Source organism: Marivita sp. (assembly GCF_051859345.1).
Taxonomy (GTDB): domain Bacteria; phylum Pseudomonadota; class Alphaproteobacteria; order Rhodobacterales; family Rhodobacteraceae; genus Marivita.
This window is the reverse complement of record NZ_JBHYFV010000055.1, coordinates 1-17,016: the sequence shown is the minus strand read 5'-3', so window position 1 is coordinate 17,016 and position 17,016 is coordinate 1. Positions and strand designations below refer to the sequence as shown.

Here is a 17,016-nt window from a genome sequence, read left to right as displayed (position 1 = left end):
AGGGCCTTGCGAAAGCCCCGCTTCGAAAAGTCGACACGCGTGACAGGCGCCCCAGCTTCCCGGATGGTGCTAGCGTAATGATCGCCGTCAGCGATCGACACAACGGCATGCTGGAATTCTCGGTCGTGGCGGATGTATTGGCTTAAAATGGATTCTGCCCCGCCAAGACCCAAGCCCGCAATTACGTGTAAGACGCGCAACTGTTTGTCCCTTACAGCGCACAAATAAGTGCAATTTTCTTCGTCGTAAAATGTGTATCGTAGCCAATGAGTTGCATTCCAGCACTATCTGACGGGTGGTGTTTTCGAAACCGCTACTTGAACTCTAGAGCAACAGCTTGTCCAGATTTTGCCGATTGCGCACAGGCCAAGGCGATTGCCAGAGCGGCGCGGCCATCCTGGGCTGTGGCCGATGGGGCGCGCTCGCCTGTCACCGCCGCATGGAATTCATCCAGCGCATTGTAAAAGGACTGCTCGTAACGCTCCAAAAAGAAATGTTTGAGCGGTTCTCGGGCGGCCGTGCGGGTCTTGTCCCAGCGCACTAGATTGTCGTCGCGTTGGTTCAGGGTCTGCACCATCCCCTCGTCGCCGAAGGCCTCCAGACGCTGGTCGAATCCGTAAGCGCAGCTGCGGCTGTTGTTGATATGGACCAGCACGCCTGAGGCCATTTTCAGCGTTGTCATTGTCATGTCGAAATCGCCCTCGATGCCGATCCGGGGATCGAACATGCAAGACCCTGCGGCCATCACCTCGACCGGGCGTTCGCCTGCGATCCAGCAAAGCAAATCGATATCGTGGATCGTGGCATCGACGAAATAACCCCCCGAGGCGCGGATATATTCGATGGGTGGCGGGCTGGGTTCGCGCGACCAGCTCATCAGCATGTTGAGCCGTCCGATCCCGCGGTTCTGTACTGCCATACGCAATGCGCTGTTATCCGGGTCAAAGCGGCGGTTGAAGCCCAGCATGAAGGGCACCGGGTGGCTGTCGAGCGTGGCCAATGCGCGGTCGACCCTATCCAGTGACTGATCAAGCGGTTTTTCGCAGTAGATCGGTTTGCCCGCACGCGCCGCCGCTTCGATATAGTCCACATGGGTGTCTGTGGGCGTGGCGATTACAACCGCATCCACTGCGGGATCGGCCAGCACCGCGTCCAGATCGTCCATCGCCCGCCCGCCATATTGGTCGGCCACCCTGGCGGCGGATGTGATGCGTGGATTGTAGATCACTTCAAGCCGAAGCCCTGGATGGGCGCCTATCTTGGGGCCATAGACATGAGCCATGCGGCCGGTGCCCATCAGGGCCAATCCCAGCGTTTGCATTAGGCGTGCTCCTTTGCATCTTCGAGGATCAACGCGGCGGCCTTCTCGCCGATCATGATTGCGGCAGCATTGGTGTTGCCGGTGACGATACGGGGCATAATAGACGCATCGGCCACACGCAGCCCATCAATGCCATGCACTTTCAGGCGCGGATCGACAACCGCGTCCGCACCCACACCCATCTTGCAGGTGCCGACCGGGTGCAGCAGGGAGAGGCCGTTGGCGCGGCAGTAGTCCAGCAATTCGGCCTCGGACTGCACATCTTTCCCCGGGGAAATCTCATACTCCACGCACTCAGACATCGGATGGGTCTGCGCAATCTTGCGCCCGAACTGCAAACCCGCAATGGCGGCGCGCTGGTCTGCGTCTTCGGAGAAGAAATTGAATTGGATCTCCGGCTGATCGGTGGGCGACGGGCCGGAGATCTTGACATGTCCGCGAGAGGTCGGGCGCATGTGTTCTGCAAGGATGGTGAACCCTGAGAACGGGTGGGGCTTGAGCTGTTCGTTCGTACACCAGGCCATGAAGGTGACCATCATGTCGGGGCGGTCGACGTCCGGGCCTGAACGGATGAAGGTATTCGAGTAATTTCCGTTATCGGCAAAAGGCCCACTGCGGAAGATCAAGTGTCGCAGCAGTTGCAAACCGCCCTTGAGCTTGTTGTTGTAAAGGTCATTGACCGTAGAAGGAACGGTTGATCGGTATTCCGCGCCAATGCCGAAATGGTCTTGCAGGTTTTCGCCAACGCCCGGCAATTCGTGTTGCACTTCGATGCCGTGGTGCCTGAGCAGCTTGCCTGGACCGATCCCGGATATTTGAAGGATCTGCGGCGAATTGAAGGTCCCGCCGCTCAGGATAATCTCGCGCCGTGCCCGGGCTTCATATGTACCCTGCCCGTCAGTCCAGCGGACACCAGTGGCGCGACGGCCCTCCAAGAGGATGCGTTCGACCATGGCGTGCAGCGTCAGGTCGATCTTCCGTTTTGCAGGTCCGCGCAGATAGCCCGCCGCCGTGCTCCAGCGCATGCCATTCCTGGTCGTGGTCTGAACATAGCCCGTGCCTTCTTGCCGAGCACCGTTGAAATCATCATTGCGCGGTACGCCAAGGGCTTGGGAGGCGGAATGAAACGCTTCGCCAAGTTCATGTTTCGTGCGGATGTCCGACACTGCGACCGGACCGCCAGCTCCGTGGAACGCATCCGCCCCGCGTTCCTGGTCTTCGCAGGATTTGAAGTAGGGCAGCACGCCGTCCCATCCCCAGCCCGTGCATCCAGACGCGGCCCAGCCGTCGAAATCCTGTGGTTGTCCGCGCATGTAGATCATGCCGTTGATCGAACCGGTTCCACCCAGAACCTTGCCGCGCGGCTGAAACAGGCGGCGATTGTTCAGATGTGGCTCCGGCGCGCTTTCGTAGCACCAGTTCACGGAACGGTTGGCATAGAGCATCGAATAGCCAAGCGGGATATGGATGAAGGGGTTGCGATCCCTGCCGCCCGCCTCCAGCAGCAGCACAGAATGCCCTGCTTCGCCCAGCCGACCGGCCACTGCACAGCCCGCAGACCCTGCACCGATCACGATGTAGTCGTATTCCGCTTGCGCCATCGTCTCCTACCCTGACTGGTCTTGCCCGAGGACCGTCGCACGTGGGGGCCTTGTGGCAGAACCATCGAAATGTCAGATTTGGACAAACCGACGCTGGTTTGCCTGAATGGCTTTGGGATCATGGCTTGGTGCATCCCGCAGGACCCCAGGAGATGGCTTTATGACACGCGAGGAATTGTTGCGGATTCTGACATTCGTGGAATCAAACCGCGAATTATCCGAAAAGCGCACAAGCCTTGCCAAGGTGGATCCGCGTTGGAATATCGTGGCCTACGCCATGCGTCGTCATCTGGAAGGCAAGTTGCTGACGGTGACCTCGGCGGCGATGGCGGCTGATGTGCCCTATGGCACGGCGATGCGGCGCATCACCGAACTGATTGATGAAGGGCTGCTGCACAAGCGGCCCAAGTCGCGATCGGGCAAATCCTTTTCTCTACATCCCACGCGAAAGCTTATCGCGGAATTTGAGAGCTTCTCCATGCAGCTCAAGGTGATGGTGGGCAATACCTTCGGATTCACGACCGGCGATGGCGAAATGGGTGATTTCTATTTCGGCGGCTACTACATGGCCTCGCGGACGTTGCCCTATCCCAGTGCCATGCGGATCGGAGTCGGGGTGGACCGAACATTCCGGATTCTCAGCCCGATCGACCCGACCTTCAAGACGCTCAGCGAGTTTTCGTCCAATCTGGACGAGTTGTGCGGGACCAATATCGAGATCGTCAATCTTCCCCTGGATGAGTTACACGGAGAGATCATGCGCAATGCCGGGCGGCAGGTCTCAAAATTCGACCTCATGGCCGTGGACCTTCCGTGGATCGGCCAGTTGGCCACCGAAGGTGTGATCGAGCCGTTGGACGAGATCATGCGGGCAGAGCGGTACAACCCTTCCGATTTCCACAGCGCTGCCTACAAGGGATCATCGTGGAACAACAACCAGTACGGCCTGCCGATCCAGCCAACCGCGGAACTCCTGTTTTGCCGCGCCGACCTGTTTGCCGAGGCCGGGCTGACCTGTCCGAGAACGACAGAAGAGCTCTTGCTGGCGGCCCGGGTCCTGCATCGCTCGAGGTTCAACATGTCCGGGATCGTGATGAATTTCGGCCGCGGTACACCGGTTGCGCATACCTTCATTCAGACACTCGCGGATTTTGGTCAGCCCATCATCAATCTTGATCCGCTTGGAGATGAATTCAATGTCGCCGAGATCGACAAGGAAAACTATCGCCCGCAACTGAACACCGAAGCAGCGCGGGCCACGGCGAACTTTTTGCTGGAACTGGCAGAATTCTCCCACAAGGACAGCCTGACCTGCAACTGGGATCGGCGGATCAACATCTTTTCGCGCGGCGAGGCGGTGATGACTTATGGCTGGAGTATTCGTGCGGCCGCCTTTGAGCTGAACGAGGATTCTCCCGCGCATGGCAACGTCAAATACGTTCCGCATCCGCACGGTCCGGGCGCGCCCACTGTGTCGCCTATCGGGGGGTTCTCGCTTGCGGTTCCGGCTGGGCTCGACGATCAGCGCAAGAAAGCGTCATGGAAGGTCATGGAGTACCTGACACGCCCGGAAATGCTCAAATGGTACGTGTTGAACGGCAACCTCACCAGCCCGCGTTTCTCGACCAGCGCCGACCCCGAGGTGCAGGCCAGTTCTTCGTTGATCAGCGAGGTGGACGCCATGGAGCGGCGCGGTGAATTGCAGACCTGGCCGCGCCCGCCGATCCCTGAATTCAGCGACCTGTTAAGCGTATTGGGCGATGAGATCCACATGATGTTGCAAGGGGTTTTGACGGTCGAGCAGGCCCTGTCCCAATCGCAGAAACGGATCGACGCGATCATGCGTGCGCGCGGGCATTATTGATCAAGCAAAAGGGCCGCGTCCCAGGACGCGGCCCCAAGTGTCACGAGACCAGCGTTCACCAGGACGGACGTTCGAACGTGTCAACGTTGTCGGGCAGTACTTTGGGCGTTTCGATGCCTTGGAGGTCCGGCACGTCGATGCCGTTGGCCACCTTGATCGCAGTCTGAATCGCAAGTATCGCGTCATCGACCGGGGATTGCTTGTTGGATCCTGAATGCCAACCGGCTTTCATCGCATCCCAGCCTTCGCCGAACTGGTTGCAAGTTACAACCTTGACGTCACCCGCTTGCTTGCCAGCACCTTGCAACGCGCTGATCACGCCAAGTCCCATTCCATCGTCAAAGGCATAGACCCCGTCGATCTCGTCACCGAATTGAGTGAGGAACGTCTCCATCACGGTCTGCGCCTTCTCTCGGTTCCATTCTGCGGTCTGGCTGGCCAGAACGTTGATTCCCGGATAATCGTCCGCCATCTTGTCGAGGAAGCAGTTCTTGCGCAGGATTGATACGGAGTATCCAGGTGTGCCCTCGACCACCACAATATCGCCTTCGCCCCCAATAGAATCCGCCAACATTTCGGCGGCTTGCTCGGCCTGAGCGCAATCATCGGGGCCAGTATGGCCGACAATGTAGCGACGTCCTGCTTCGCCGATGGGCGAGTTCGACGTGATTACCGGAATTCCCGCACGCGATGCGTTGCGGATCGCCGGTATCAGCGCATTCTGCGATGTTGGCCAGACAACCAGCGCGTCCATGTTTTGCGACGCCATGTCCTGGATCTGGTCGAACTGTGTGGCCGGGTCACCTTGCGGGTCCATGACGGTCGCCTGGATGCCAAGCTCCCTGCTATAGGCCTCGGCAGTTTCGGCATATTTCGCCTGATAGGCGTTGGAGCCGGGGTAAAGTACGGTGATGCCGATCCGGGTTTCGGAAAGTGGCTTCTTGAGTTCACCGCCAAGCCAGTCCGGAACGTCCTGTGCTGTTGCGCCACCTGCTGCGCAGGCAACAGCGGTGGCGAGGGCAAGTGCTTTGGTGAGTTTCGTCATGTTTTCCTCCTCTGGACGCTGCCATTCCTCGTCTGTGCACGCCCCGTTGGCAGCGTTTCGGGGTGCTTGCCTCTGACTGTTCGGCAGAAGGGGGGCGCGCTCAATTGCTTAAATGTCCAAATCTGATTTTCGGGAATCTACGCCGAAGACTGACGTTAGAGCACTGCTCAGAAGCCCCGCACGGGCAAAGATTCATTTTGGACATAACGGTAGTTTTTTGGACCCCGAACGCTTCCTATCGTCATCGCAGGGAGGACATTTCAATGGGACAGACGATCAACGGCGTGTTGCGCCGGCATGGGCTGGCACTGGCCTTCCTGGTTTTTCTGGGGGTGGTCGCGCTCAATGCCGAAGCCTTTCTGTCGCCTGGCAACATTCTCGACGTGCTCCGGCAGGTGTCGATCACGGGCATGATGGCGCTCGGCGTCACCTTTGTCGTGCTGACCGGGCGTCTTGACCTCTCGGTCGGTTCACTCCTGACGCTGCTGACAGTCATCGTCGTCGATCAGCACAATATCACGGGGCCGTTCTCGGCGATCGTCATGACGCTGTTGGTCGGGTTGGCCGTGGGCGCTTTCAACGGGGTGCTCGTGGGGTTTGTCGGGCTGAACGCGCTGATCGTGACATTGGCAATGTTGTCATTCTTACAAGGACTTGTCCTGCTTTATTCGGGGGGATCGAACGTCAATGTCGCAAATGCGCAGGAGACCTGGTTTGCAGTCTTCGGACGGGGTGATTTTCTGGGTCTGCCGGTGCCGGTTATCCTGTTTCTGGTCGGCGCCGTGATCGCGGGTGTGGTTCTGCAATTCACGACCTTCGGGCGGCGCGTCTATGCTGTGGGCGGCAATGAAACCGCCAGCATCTTTTCCGGGATCGACGCGCGCTGGACGGTGTTCTGGACCTATGTGGTTTCGGGTTTCACAACCGGCGTTGCGGCCGTCATCATGGGCAGCCGCGTGATGGGAGCGCAGAACACGATTGGACAAGGCTACGAGCTGACTGTGCTTGCCGGTGTGATCCTTGGCGGCACCTCGCTTCTGGGCGGCTCGGGAAGTATCTGGCGAACGGTCATCGGAATCTCGATGCTTGGTTTCATCCAGAACGGACTGCTGCTGCTGGGCTTTCCCTATTACGTGCAATGGCTCGTCACCTGGGCCGTCATCATCATCGCAGTCTGGATTGATCTGGGCGCCAAGCGCGGGAGGATTTTCGCATGAGCCATGCAACCGATATCCCTACAGGATCGCCGCTGCAAAGCATGCTCAAGTGGGGACTCAGAAACCATATCTGGGTGTTCCTGGTGCTGACTGTGATCGTCTTTTCGTTGGCCAGCCCGTATTTTCTCACCGTCAACAATATCGGCAACATCCTGACCCAGGGCGCCTTTATCGGCATTCTCGCCATTGGCATGACGATGGTGATGATCAATGGCGAGATTGATTTGTCCGTGGGCGCAGTCCTTGCCTTGGCCTCCGCCTTGGCGATTGGGTTACAGGAGCATATGGGCGTCTGGCCCGCGGTGGTCCTTGGGGTGATGTCCGGCGCGGCGCTGGGGTTTGTGAATGGCGCGCTGGTGGCGCTGTCGGGGATGCATTCTTTTATCGTGACGCTGGGCGCATTGATTGGCATTCGTGGCCTGGTTTTCGTCTACTCGGGTGAAAACGCACTGATGGTGCAGGATTTCAGTTATACCGAGATCCCCGAAATCTATCTTGGTCCGATTTCTCTCACGGCAATGATATTTTTCGGGTTGGCACTGTTTTTTCAATGGGTGCTGTCCAGCACGCGGCATGGCCGTGAAACCTACGCAGTGGGTGATAATGTCGAGGCCGCGCATGATGCCGGCATCAACGTCAAGCGCCACAAGATCATCAATTTCACGATCTGCAGCACGCTGGCGGCGGTTTGCGGCATCCTGTTGTCGATGCGGCTTGGCACGGCCGAACCCAACGCGGGCAAGATCTGGGAGCTGTGGACGATCATCGCCGTGGTGCTGGGCGGCACCCGCCTGCAGGGCGGGTTCGGCAGCATGTGGATGACGATTGGGGGGGTGCTGACATTGGCGGTGCTTCGGAATGGGCTACGGCTGCTGAACACACCCAACTATGTCGAATTGATGGTGATGGGCGCGGTGCTCGTGCTGGCTCTCGTTCTGGATAAAATGTTGAACCACAAAGGGCACACATGATGAACGACGTTGTTCTAAAAGTCGAAGGCATCACCAAGACATTCCCGGGCGTCAAGGCGCTTGACGATGTCAGCTTTGACATCCGTTCCGGCGAGGTTCACGCGTTGGTAGGCGAAAACGGGGCTGGAAAATCGACCCTGATGAAAGTGCTGGCCGGGCTGCACACACCCGATGGCGGTGAGATCAACTATCAGGGTGCATCGACCCACGTCGCCGGTCCATTGGATGCGCGGCGAAAGGGCATACTCCTGATCCACCAGGAATTGTCGCTCTCGCCCGAACTGTCGGTGGCCGAGAATATCTACCTCGGCGCCTGGCCCACCAACCGGTTCGGGGTGCTGAAGAAACGCGAGCTGCGCCGAAACGCGACAAGGGCGTTGGAGGCGCTGGGATGTGGCTTTGGCCCGGATGCGCGTGTCGGCACGCTGTCGGTCGCGATGCAGCAGATGGTCGAGATCGCCCGCGCCGAAGCGTTCAAGGCCAACGTGGTGATCTTTGATGAGCCCACGGCTTCATTGACAGACACCGAAAAGGATCAGTTGTTTCACACCATTCGCGGTCTGAAGGCGCGGGGTGTCGGCATCGTCTATATCTCGCACAAGATGAACGAGATTTTCGATATCACCGACCGCATTACGGTGCTGCGCGACGGTCAGGTGCAGGGCACGGTCGAAACCGCCAACACCGACCTGAACCAGGTTACCCGCATGATGATCGGACGTACGCTGGATACCTACTTTATCAGGGCCAAAGCCGAGTTTGGTGCAGAGGTGCTGCGTGTCGAAGAGCTGAGCAGATCGGGTCTTTTCCGCAATGTCGGCTTCTCGGTTCGCGAAGGCGAGGTGTTGGGGTTGTACGGGCTTGTCGGGGCCGGGCGATCAGAAGTTGTCGAAACCGTCTTTGGCGTCCGAAAGGCCGATAGCGGGAAGATCTATTGGAAAGGCGGCGAAATCGCCCTGCCCAGGCCCCGGCAATCCATTGACATGGGCATGGCACTGGTCCCCGAGAGTCGAAAAGAGCAGGGGCTCGTGCTGATGATGGGTGGGCGGGAAAACACGTCTCTGCCGCATCTTGGATTGTTTTCGTCAGTATCACTCATGAACCGACCAAAGGAACTGGCGGTGTTCGAGAAATACCGCTCGGTCCTGTCGATAAAGACCACCGGTCCGGATCAGGCGGTGTCGCAGCTTTCAGGTGGCAACCAACAGAAATTCGTACTGGCCAAATGGCTTTGCGCGGATCCCAAACTGATCATTCTCGACGAGCCGACCCGCGGAATCGACGTCGGCTCAAAGTCGGCCATTCACGAGTTGATCGCGGATCTGGCGGAACAGGGGCTGGCGGTGATCGTGATCTCTTCGGAAATGCCCGAAGTTCTGGGAGTGAGCCATCGGGTTCTGGCCATGTCCGAGGGTGCGATTGTTGCAGAATTCGAAGGGGACGCGATGACCGAGGAAAACCTGATCGACGCGGTGTCCCATCACCGGGGCAATGTGGCGGCGTGACCGACAGGAGGATCACACAATGAGTAAACCGGAGATCGGCATTGGTCTGGTGGGATCGGGCTTCATGGGACGCTGTCATGCAAATGCGTTCCGCAGCGTTGCGGGGCTGTTTGACGTGCCGGCAGAACCGCGACTGCGTGTGCTTGCGGATGCGAGCGACGAACTGGCTGCAGATGCTGCGCTGTCTCTGGGCTTTGAGCGCGGAACCGGCCACTGGCAGGCTCTGGTTGCCGACGAGTCCGTTGACATCGTGGCCATCACCGCGCCCAACGTGCTGCATGCACCGATTGCCCAGGCGGCAATTGCAGCGGGCAAGACCGTCTATTGCGAAAAGCCTCTCTCGACCACGGCAGTGCTGGCGCTTGAGATGACCGAGGCGGCAGAGGCAGCGGGCGTGATCACACTTGTGGGGTTCAACTTCCTGCGCAACCCGATGATCAAGCTGGCGCGCGAGATCATCACATCCGGCGAGATTGGCGAGGTCACAGGCTTTCGAGGTCGTCACGCCGAGAATTACATGGCGGACCCAGACGTGCCGCATTCTTTCCGCACTGACCCGCAGGGCGGTGGGGCGGTAGCAGATATCGGCAGCCATATCATCTCCATGGCACGCTATCTGCTCGGCCCCGTGGCCGAGGTGCACGCGGATTGTCGGACGATCCACGAGACCCGACCCACCGCCCCCGGCATGACCCAGCGTGCCCCGGTCGAGGTCGATGACATGACCCACGCGCTGGTGCGCTTTGAGAACGGGGTAAGCGGCAGTCTTGAGGCCAACTGGGCCGCAACCGCTCGCACCATGGATCTTTCTTGGGAGATCAGCGGAACCAAGGGGGCGCTGGCCTTTACACAGGAGCGGATGAACGAATTGCAGCTCTGGTCCGGTGCGCCGGAGCGGAGCGGCTATACGCGCATCGAATCCGGTCCGTCTCATCCCCCTTATGGCCGGTTCTGCCCGGCACCGGGGCATCATCTGGGCTTCAACGACCTGAAAGTGATCGAAGTGGCCGAACTGCTGACTGCGCATTCCGGTGGGACTCCCTGTGGCCCCGACTTTCGCGAGGCATATGAAGTCCAACGCATTGTCGAAGCCATGCAGGTGTCGCATGCCCAACGGCAATGGGTAAATCTGTGACCCTACAGACCCATTGCCCGTTCGCAGCGTGCCTGCGCGTCGCGGAGGGCGGCGGTGGGTTTCTTGTTGCGCAACAACATGGTGTGAATTTCCTCACCCAGAATGCGGACAAGTGTGTTGAATTGCGGCACGGCTGGGCGTGCCCAGGTCTGAAGCTGACCGGCGCGGGCCATCTGGTCGACGGTGGCAATGACCGGGCGGCCATGAGCCACCACCGGGTCGTTGCAGACGCTGAAGCGTGAACTCACGAGGCTGCCATTTTCGATGTAGAGTTTCGTGGCCGCAGCCGAGGTCAGGGTGCGTGCAGCCTCGGTCACGTCACCAATCCGCGCAGGCTTGAGGTTGGAGGGCACGCAGATATTCCAACCGCCGAGCGGCGCACTGCGCGGGATACCTGGAGCCGTAGGATGCGGCAGATAGCCGGTGCGCCTGTAGGCCGGCGAGTCCGGTTGGTTTTCGATCAGTGGCAGGATCTGCGTGTAGCTATAGGCCATGGCGGCGCGCCCCGCCGCCAACCCCCCGGCGCGCGCAAACCACCACAACAGCAGCACCTTTGGCGGCGACCACGAGAGCAATTCGACAAGGAACTCCGCCGCCTCCAGCGCCTCGGGACTGTCGAGCATCGGGGTGAGCTCTTCGCCATCGAGCTGCTGATCGCGGAACCCATTGCCCACGCGCGACAGGTTGAGGACAGGCTGACCAAAATCTGCCATCAACATCATGAAACTGGTGCCAACAGGCGTACCGCGGGCGCCATTCCAGCAGATACCGCTCAGCCCGCGGGCCGGATTGTGCAGTTGGCGGGCACAGTCCACCAAGTCGCAGAGATGCCGCGGCGGCTCCAGCCCAAACTGCTCAAAAATGTCTGTGCGGTACAGGAACAGTTCCGGCGTGGTCTGGACCGGAATACCAAAGAGCACTTCGCCACGCTGCGCAGTGGCGAGCGCCTCGGGATGGAAATCCATCAAGTCACGCGCTTCGCTGCCTTCCGGCAGGTCCACGGGACGAATGGCGTCGGCCTGGATCATTTCCTCCATCCAGCAGACATCGCAAGTGACCAGATCATAACGCGACTGCGACCGTCTTGCATTGTCAAGGATTTCCTGGTGCAGCCGGTCAATGCTGAGTGCGCGCACCTCGATCTCCGTTCCAAAGTGCATTTCAAACTGGCGTTTGAGTTTTTGCATTGCCATGAAACCCGCATCCGCATGCAGCAGGATGCGCAAGCCGCTTGGCAGGTAGAGCTTGCTGGGCATGACCGGCAACGGGGCAACCGCGGCGGTGGCCAGATAAGATGCGCCAAAGAAATAATCAGTGTCCTCGGACAGTCCGAATGCAGTCCCGAGCAACGATTTGACGCGGCGCAAATAGTTGACCCAGGCGTCGATCATTTGCCGGGTCGGATGCAGCGAGAATGTCTTGCCGCTGCGGGTGCGCGGGCGTTTGACGATCAGCCCGTTCTCCACCATGTCCTCGATCAGACGATGGGCGGTGCCGCGCGCCAGGCCGGATCCGTCGATCAGCGATGACGGTGTCTCCAGTCGACCGCGAAGATGCGAGCGCATGAGCTGCACCATGATGGGCACTTCGCGCGCAGGCATTCCCAGCAGCAAGGTGTCCTGGGTTTCCGCCATGAACCGGCTGACAAAATCAAGAAAGCGCTCCAACTCGTGGGCCGACATTTCATTAAAGAAATTACCGGGTCCGGCCGACTGTGGTTTTTCGGATTCCAGATGTGTCATTTCACTGTGAGAGGCCGCGCCTTTTGACATGTCCCTCCAGAGGATAATGCGTCCGAGTGTCCCTGACACTGTCGAAAAATTCCAATCTGGACAAACCGGGCGTTGAGGTTGGGCGGGCAGCAGGGAAAGCTGGCGAAAAAATTGCAGTCGCAAGGAGTATCATATGCTGCGTTTCGGACTCATTGGAACCGGTCGCATCGGAGACATGCATGCACGATTGGTCGCACTGCAACCGGATGCCTGCGTGACCTGGTGCTTCGATGTCTTTGAAGCCAACGCAAGAACCACCGCTGAAGCGGTTGGTGCCCGTGCGACAACGGATATCGCTCGCTTGTTGGACGCGGAGGATGTCGATGCCGTGCTGATCGCTTCGCCGACCAACACGCATGTGGACATGATCCTGCGATCGGCGGAGGCAGGAAAAGCGATCCTCTGCGAGAAACCGATCGACGTGGATATCAACAAGGTCGAGGAATGCAAAGAGAAGCTCAAGGCTTTCGACGTGCCGCTGCAACTGGGCTTCAACCGGCGGTTCGACCCCAGCCATGCCGGTGTGCAGCAAGCCGTTGCGCGCGGGGATATCGGCGATCTGGAGCTATTGGTGATCACCAGCCGCGACCCCGGTCCGCCACCGCCGCGCGCGATCCTCGAGGCCTGCGGCGGGCTGTTCCGCGACACCACGATCCACGACATGGACATGGCCCGTTTCGTCATGGGTGAAGATCCGGTGGAAGTCTTTACCATGGCCGCCAACCGGGTGGACCCGGTCTTTGGCGAACTGAACGACGTGGACACGGCAATGGTCGTGATGCGCGGCGCATCCGGCGCGTTGTGTCATATCAATAATTCGCGGCGCACCAATTACGGTTATGACCAGAGGGTCGAAGCCTTCGGCGCGAAAGGCATGGTGCGCTCGAACAATCACCGCCCCTCCGAAGTGTCGCGCTATGGTACGGGCGGCACGGCGACGCGCGATGAACTGCTTTATTTCTTCATTGAACGCTACCGCGCGGCCTACGAGGCGGAAATTCGTGACTTCATTGACCAGGTGACGGCCGGAAAGCCCCCGAATGTGACATTCGAAGACGGTCGGCGGGCACTCCTGCTGTCGGAGGCTGCGCTGAAATCCTATCAAACGAACAAGCCGGTGGAGGTGGATTACGCATGACAGATTACGAAAGCCCGTATGGCAATGCCGCCTATCGTGCGGCCTCAGACAACGATGTGCCGCTGGATCGGCAATTTGCGGGCAAGGTGGCGGTGGTGACCGGCTCAACACAAGGGCTCGGGCTCACGGTGGTGAAGCTGATGCTGCGGCGCGGGCTCAATGGGGCGCTGATCATGGGTCGAAAAGCGGCCGAGGGCAAAGCCGCTGCAGAAGCCTTGAGCACCAAGACGCAGCGTGTCGTCTATCATCAGGCGGACCTGACCAATCTGGACGATTGCCAGTCGGTGCATGCGCGCGCGCTCCAGGAATTCGGGACTTACGACATCCTTGTGAACTCTGCCGGCATCACGGATCGCGGTGGCATTCTCGACGGGGACGCAGCGCTATGGGAAAGAACCTTCGCGATCAACGCACGGGCACCATTCTTTTTGATGCAGTACGCGGCCAATCATTGGCGTGATGCAGGCAAACCCGGAGCCATTGTCAATGTGGCCACGGTAACAGCCCACGGCGGCGTGCCGTTCCTCACGGTCTATGCCGCGTCCAAGGCGGCGCTTGTGGCGACGACAAAGAACGCCGCCTTCTCACTGATGCGGGACGGGATACGCGTTAACGCGTTGGCCATTGGCTGGATGGACACGCCAGCCGAGGACATCACGCAGAAAACCTATCACGACATGCCGGACGGTTGGCAAACAGAGGCCGGAGCGAAATTGCCCGCCGGGCGGCTGCTTGACATGAACGAGGTCGCGCGCTGGATTGCCCATCTGGCCAGTGACGAGTCCGGCATCATGACCGGGTCAATCCTTGATTTCGATCAGGGAGTGGTCGGTTGCTACGAAGCGACGCCGCTGCCTGAAAAACTGCCCTGAGACCGGACGAAACCCGACAAGTGCAAGCCGACTGGTCAACAAAATGCAATTGGGAGGCCGATATGAGTAGCAGAAAAATCCGTCGATCATCACTCTTGGCCACCGTGCTTTCTGTTGGTGCGCAAACGGCGATCGCAGGGACGATCATTCTATCCGGGGCCCGGTTCAGGGAAAAGCGCTTTCAAGCTCGACGAAGCCGCACTCAAGGAACGAGTGCAAAAGCTCGGGCATATGTTGCCGACAGCCAATGCCCGGGGATCGGTCGAACGGCAGGCGGCCGATATCGAGGGGCTTTCGACCCGTGGTGCCGTGGTCTTGCTTGTGCTCGCCCATGAACCCAACGCAGTGGTCGCTGCAGTCAAGCCGGCCCTTGCCGAGGCAGCGCCGGTGATCGCCCATGGGCGCCAAATCAAAGATCTGGACGTGATCTGTATCGGCGTCGGTCCGGTCCTGGTGGGTGAAGCGCAGGCGTGTGTGCGCCTGAACTTGGCTGACGGTTCCAGATTGGACAGAACACACGGCGACGCGCCACCGGTGGCAAGCTAACTTCAGCTCAGCGATACCAGTGTGGAACCTGATCGCAAACTGCCGTCGAGGAGGCGGCACAAAGAACCGGGCTGAGACAAGGAAGATCAGCCACACCACGGGAGGAATCAAAATGAGTATCTTGAACAAACTTTCATGCACAAGTGCCTTGGCAGCCATTGCGCTGACTGGATTTGCGGCGGCCCCTGCGGCTGCGCAAGAGGCAAGTGTGTTCTTCATGCTGCCCAACTCGACCACGATCCGTTTTGAACGGACCGACGCGCCGCTCTATGTCGCTGCAATGAAAGCGCGTGTGCCCGAGGTCACTGTAACCGTACAAAACGGTGAGGGTGACCCTGAACGCCAACAGCGTCTGGTGGAAGATGCGCTGACGCAGGGCGCGGACCTGATCGTCTATACCTCCTCTGACGCCAACCTGTCCGCCGGGGCGCTCAAGGCTGCTGAGGAGGCGGGCGTGCCGGTTCTTCTTTACGAACATGACGCGATTGGTGGCAAGGCAGAAGCGCATGTCCTGTTCAACGCCCGCGCCGTGGGCCAGGCCCAGGGCAAGCGTGCCGCCGAATTGATCGAGGGGATGCCCGACGGCACAATCCGTATTGCCCGCGTCAAAGGCAATCAGGGTGAGTACGGCACAACGCAATACGAACTGGGTCAGAATGAATATCTGCAACCATTGATGGACTCGGGCCGAGTCGAAGTGGTCTGCGAAGATTTTACCCCGAACTGGGATCCGGTCGAGGCGCAGGCTTTTGCCGAGAACTGCCTGACCCGCACCGGCGGACAGGTGGACATGTTCCTGGGCATGAATGACGGCACTACCGGTGGCTCTGTCGCGGCGCTTATCAGCCAAGGCTACAAGAAAGGTGAGGTTGTCGTCACTGGGGGACAGGACGCAACCATCGAAGCGTTGCAATTTGTCGTGCAGGGCTGGCAGGACAACACGATCTTCAAGGACTTGCGTGTAATGGCCGAAGCCGCGGCGGATCTGTCGGTCAACATCCTGAACGGCGAGAACCTGTCCGGCGAGTGGATCAATGACACCGTCAACAACGACTTCATGGATGTCCCCGCCGCCTTCCTGCCAGTGGAAAATGTGACCATCGCCAATGTCTCCGCCGTCGTTGATGCGGGTCTCTACAGCTGGGAACAAATCTGTGACGGTGCTGCCGATGCCACGATCTGTCAGGAAAACATGTAGCCGGTATCTCCGCTCAAGCAGAGCGGTCGGCGGCTCTGGCTGCCGACTCCCATCGCGTATCAGAGGCGACTCCAGATGACAGAACCTATTCTTCGCTTGCGCGGGATCACAAAGCATTTCGGCCCTGTCAAAGCGCTGACAGATGTGTCGCTCGATCTTGAACCCGGAAAGGTCGTCGCCCTTGTCGGTGACAACGGGGCCGGAAAATCGACTCTGGTCAAGGTCATGGCCGGTGCGCATCGCCCCGACAGTGGAGACTACCTGTTCGAAGGGCGTAAAGTTGAGGGGGCGACCCCGGCCAGTGTGGCGGCGATGGGGGTGCAGACCGTTTATCAGGACCTCGCCTTGTGCAACAATCTCGACGCGGTGCAGAACCTCTTTCTCGGGCGCGAGTTGACCGGCCCGTGGTGGACGGGGTTTCGCGTTTCCCGCGCCATGGCGGAAAAGAAGGCCAAGGACGTGCTCAAGCGCATGCGTCTTGACTCGATTTCACTCAGTCGAAACGTCGGGGCCATGTCGGGCGGTCAGCGTCAAAACATCGCCATTGCCCGGTCCATTCTTTGGGAACCCAAGGTTGTCCTGCTGGACGAGCCGACGGCGGCGCTCAGCCATTCGGCGTCAGAACAGGTTGGCAATCTGGTGCGTGAACTGGCCTCGCATGGGCTGGCAGTTCTGGTGATCAGCCACGACATTCATCACTTCGTTCTGGACAATACCGACCGGATCGAGGTGCTGCGGCTTGGGCGCAACGCGGGCAGTTTCAATTCCAAAGACGTAACCGGCGAACAGGTGGTCAACGTCATGGTCGGCGGCAATGAGGCCGTCAACATG

The 17,016-nt window shown here is 59.4% G+C and carries 14 protein-coding genes; 10 read left to right on the top strand and 4 right to left on the bottom strand.

Annotated elements, in window-relative coordinates; all coding sequences use genetic code 11:
- Positions 1-313: 313 nt before the first annotated feature.
- Both ACTIEN_RS20600 and ACTIEN_RS20595 read right to left on the bottom strand, forming a co-directional pair.
- The gene (locus tag ACTIEN_RS20600; RefSeq protein ID WP_439525029.1) at positions 314-1,321 is read right to left on the bottom strand and encodes a Gfo/Idh/MocA family oxidoreductase; all 1,008 of its coding nucleotides are present in this window, start codon (positions 1,319-1,321) and stop codon (positions 314-316) included.
- The gene (locus ACTIEN_RS20595; RefSeq protein WP_439525028.1) at positions 1,321-2,922 is read right to left on the bottom strand and encodes a GMC family oxidoreductase; all 1,602 of its coding nucleotides are present in this window, start codon (positions 2,920-2,922) and stop codon (positions 1,321-1,323) included. The genes ACTIEN_RS20600 and ACTIEN_RS20595 overlap by 1 nt, the downstream gene beginning before the upstream one ends.
- Before the next feature lie 160 nt (positions 2,923-3,082).
- Between ACTIEN_RS20595 and ACTIEN_RS20590 the strand changes: the two genes are divergently transcribed.
- Complete coding sequence (locus ACTIEN_RS20590; protein WP_439525027.1) at positions 3,083-4,786, top strand: extracellular solute-binding protein; 1,704 nt, start codon at positions 3,083-3,085, stop codon at positions 4,784-4,786.
- A gap of 55 nt (positions 4,787-4,841) precedes the next feature.
- Here ACTIEN_RS20590 and ACTIEN_RS20585 read toward each other — a convergent pair whose 3' ends face one another.
- Positions 4,842-5,831, bottom strand: coding sequence for a sugar ABC transporter substrate-binding protein (locus ACTIEN_RS20585; protein WP_439525026.1), 990 nt, complete (start codon positions 5,829-5,831; stop codon positions 4,842-4,844).
- A gap of 263 nt (positions 5,832-6,094) precedes the next feature.
- Here ACTIEN_RS20585 and ACTIEN_RS20580 point away from each other — a divergent pair, with 263 nt between their 5' ends.
- Genes ACTIEN_RS20580 through ACTIEN_RS20565 form a run of 4 tightly spaced genes read left to right on the top strand, consistent with a single transcriptional unit; the run spans position 6,095 to position 10,659 of the window.
- Positions 6,095-7,048 carry an ABC transporter permease gene (locus ACTIEN_RS20580; protein ID WP_439525025.1) on the top strand — a complete coding sequence of 318 codons (954 nt, stop codon included), beginning with the start codon at positions 6,095-6,097 and terminating at the stop codon, positions 7,046-7,048.
- Positions 7,045-8,019, top strand: a complete 975-nt coding sequence (locus ACTIEN_RS20575; protein WP_439525024.1) for an ABC transporter permease — start codon at positions 7,045-7,047, stop codon at positions 8,017-8,019. Before ACTIEN_RS20580 ends, ACTIEN_RS20575 begins: the two co-directional genes overlap by 4 nt.
- A complete protein-coding gene (locus tag ACTIEN_RS20570) occupies positions 8,016-9,524 on the top strand; it encodes a sugar ABC transporter ATP-binding protein (RefSeq protein WP_439525023.1) in 1,509 nt (502 codons plus the stop codon). Before ACTIEN_RS20575 ends, ACTIEN_RS20570 begins: the two co-directional genes overlap by 4 nt.
- A gap of 19 nt (positions 9,525-9,543) precedes the next feature.
- Entirely contained in the window at positions 9,544-10,659 is a 1,116-nt protein-coding gene (locus ACTIEN_RS20565; RefSeq protein WP_439525022.1) for a Gfo/Idh/MocA family protein, read from the top strand.
- A gap of 2 nt (positions 10,660-10,661) precedes the next feature.
- Here ACTIEN_RS20565 and ACTIEN_RS20560 read toward each other — a convergent pair whose 3' ends face one another.
- Positions 10,662-12,401 carry an extracellular solute-binding protein gene (locus ACTIEN_RS20560; protein WP_439525021.1) on the bottom strand — a complete coding sequence of 580 codons (1,740 nt, stop codon included), beginning with the start codon at positions 12,399-12,401 and terminating at the stop codon, positions 10,662-10,664.
- A gap of 163 nt (positions 12,402-12,564) precedes the next feature.
- On the opposite strand from ACTIEN_RS20560, the gene iolG reads away from it, so the two are divergent.
- From iolG to ACTIEN_RS20535, 5 genes are all read left to right on the top strand, one after another.
- Positions 12,565-13,569 (top strand): inositol 2-dehydrogenase, encoded by a 1,005-nt coding sequence (gene iolG, locus ACTIEN_RS20555; RefSeq protein WP_439525020.1) that lies wholly within the window; start codon positions 12,565-12,567, stop codon positions 13,567-13,569.
- On the top strand, positions 13,566-14,441 hold the full coding sequence (locus ACTIEN_RS20550; RefSeq protein WP_439525019.1) for an SDR family oxidoreductase: 876 nt from the start codon (positions 13,566-13,568) through the stop codon (positions 14,439-14,441). The genes iolG and ACTIEN_RS20550 overlap by 4 nt, the downstream gene beginning before the upstream one ends.
- Positions 14,442-14,672: 231 nt before the next feature.
- Positions 14,673-14,987 (top strand): hypothetical protein, encoded by a 315-nt coding sequence (locus ACTIEN_RS20545; RefSeq protein WP_439525018.1) that lies wholly within the window; start codon positions 14,673-14,675, stop codon positions 14,985-14,987.
- Positions 14,988-15,099: 112 nt separating this feature from the next.
- Positions 15,100-16,185 (top strand): ABC transporter substrate-binding protein, encoded by a 1,086-nt coding sequence (locus tag ACTIEN_RS20540; protein ID WP_439525017.1) that lies wholly within the window; start codon positions 15,100-15,102, stop codon positions 16,183-16,185.
- Positions 16,186-16,260: 75 nt separating this feature from the next.
- On the top strand, positions 16,261-17,016 hold a 756-nt coding region (locus tag ACTIEN_RS20535; protein WP_439525016.1), incomplete at its 3' end, for an ATP-binding cassette domain-containing protein.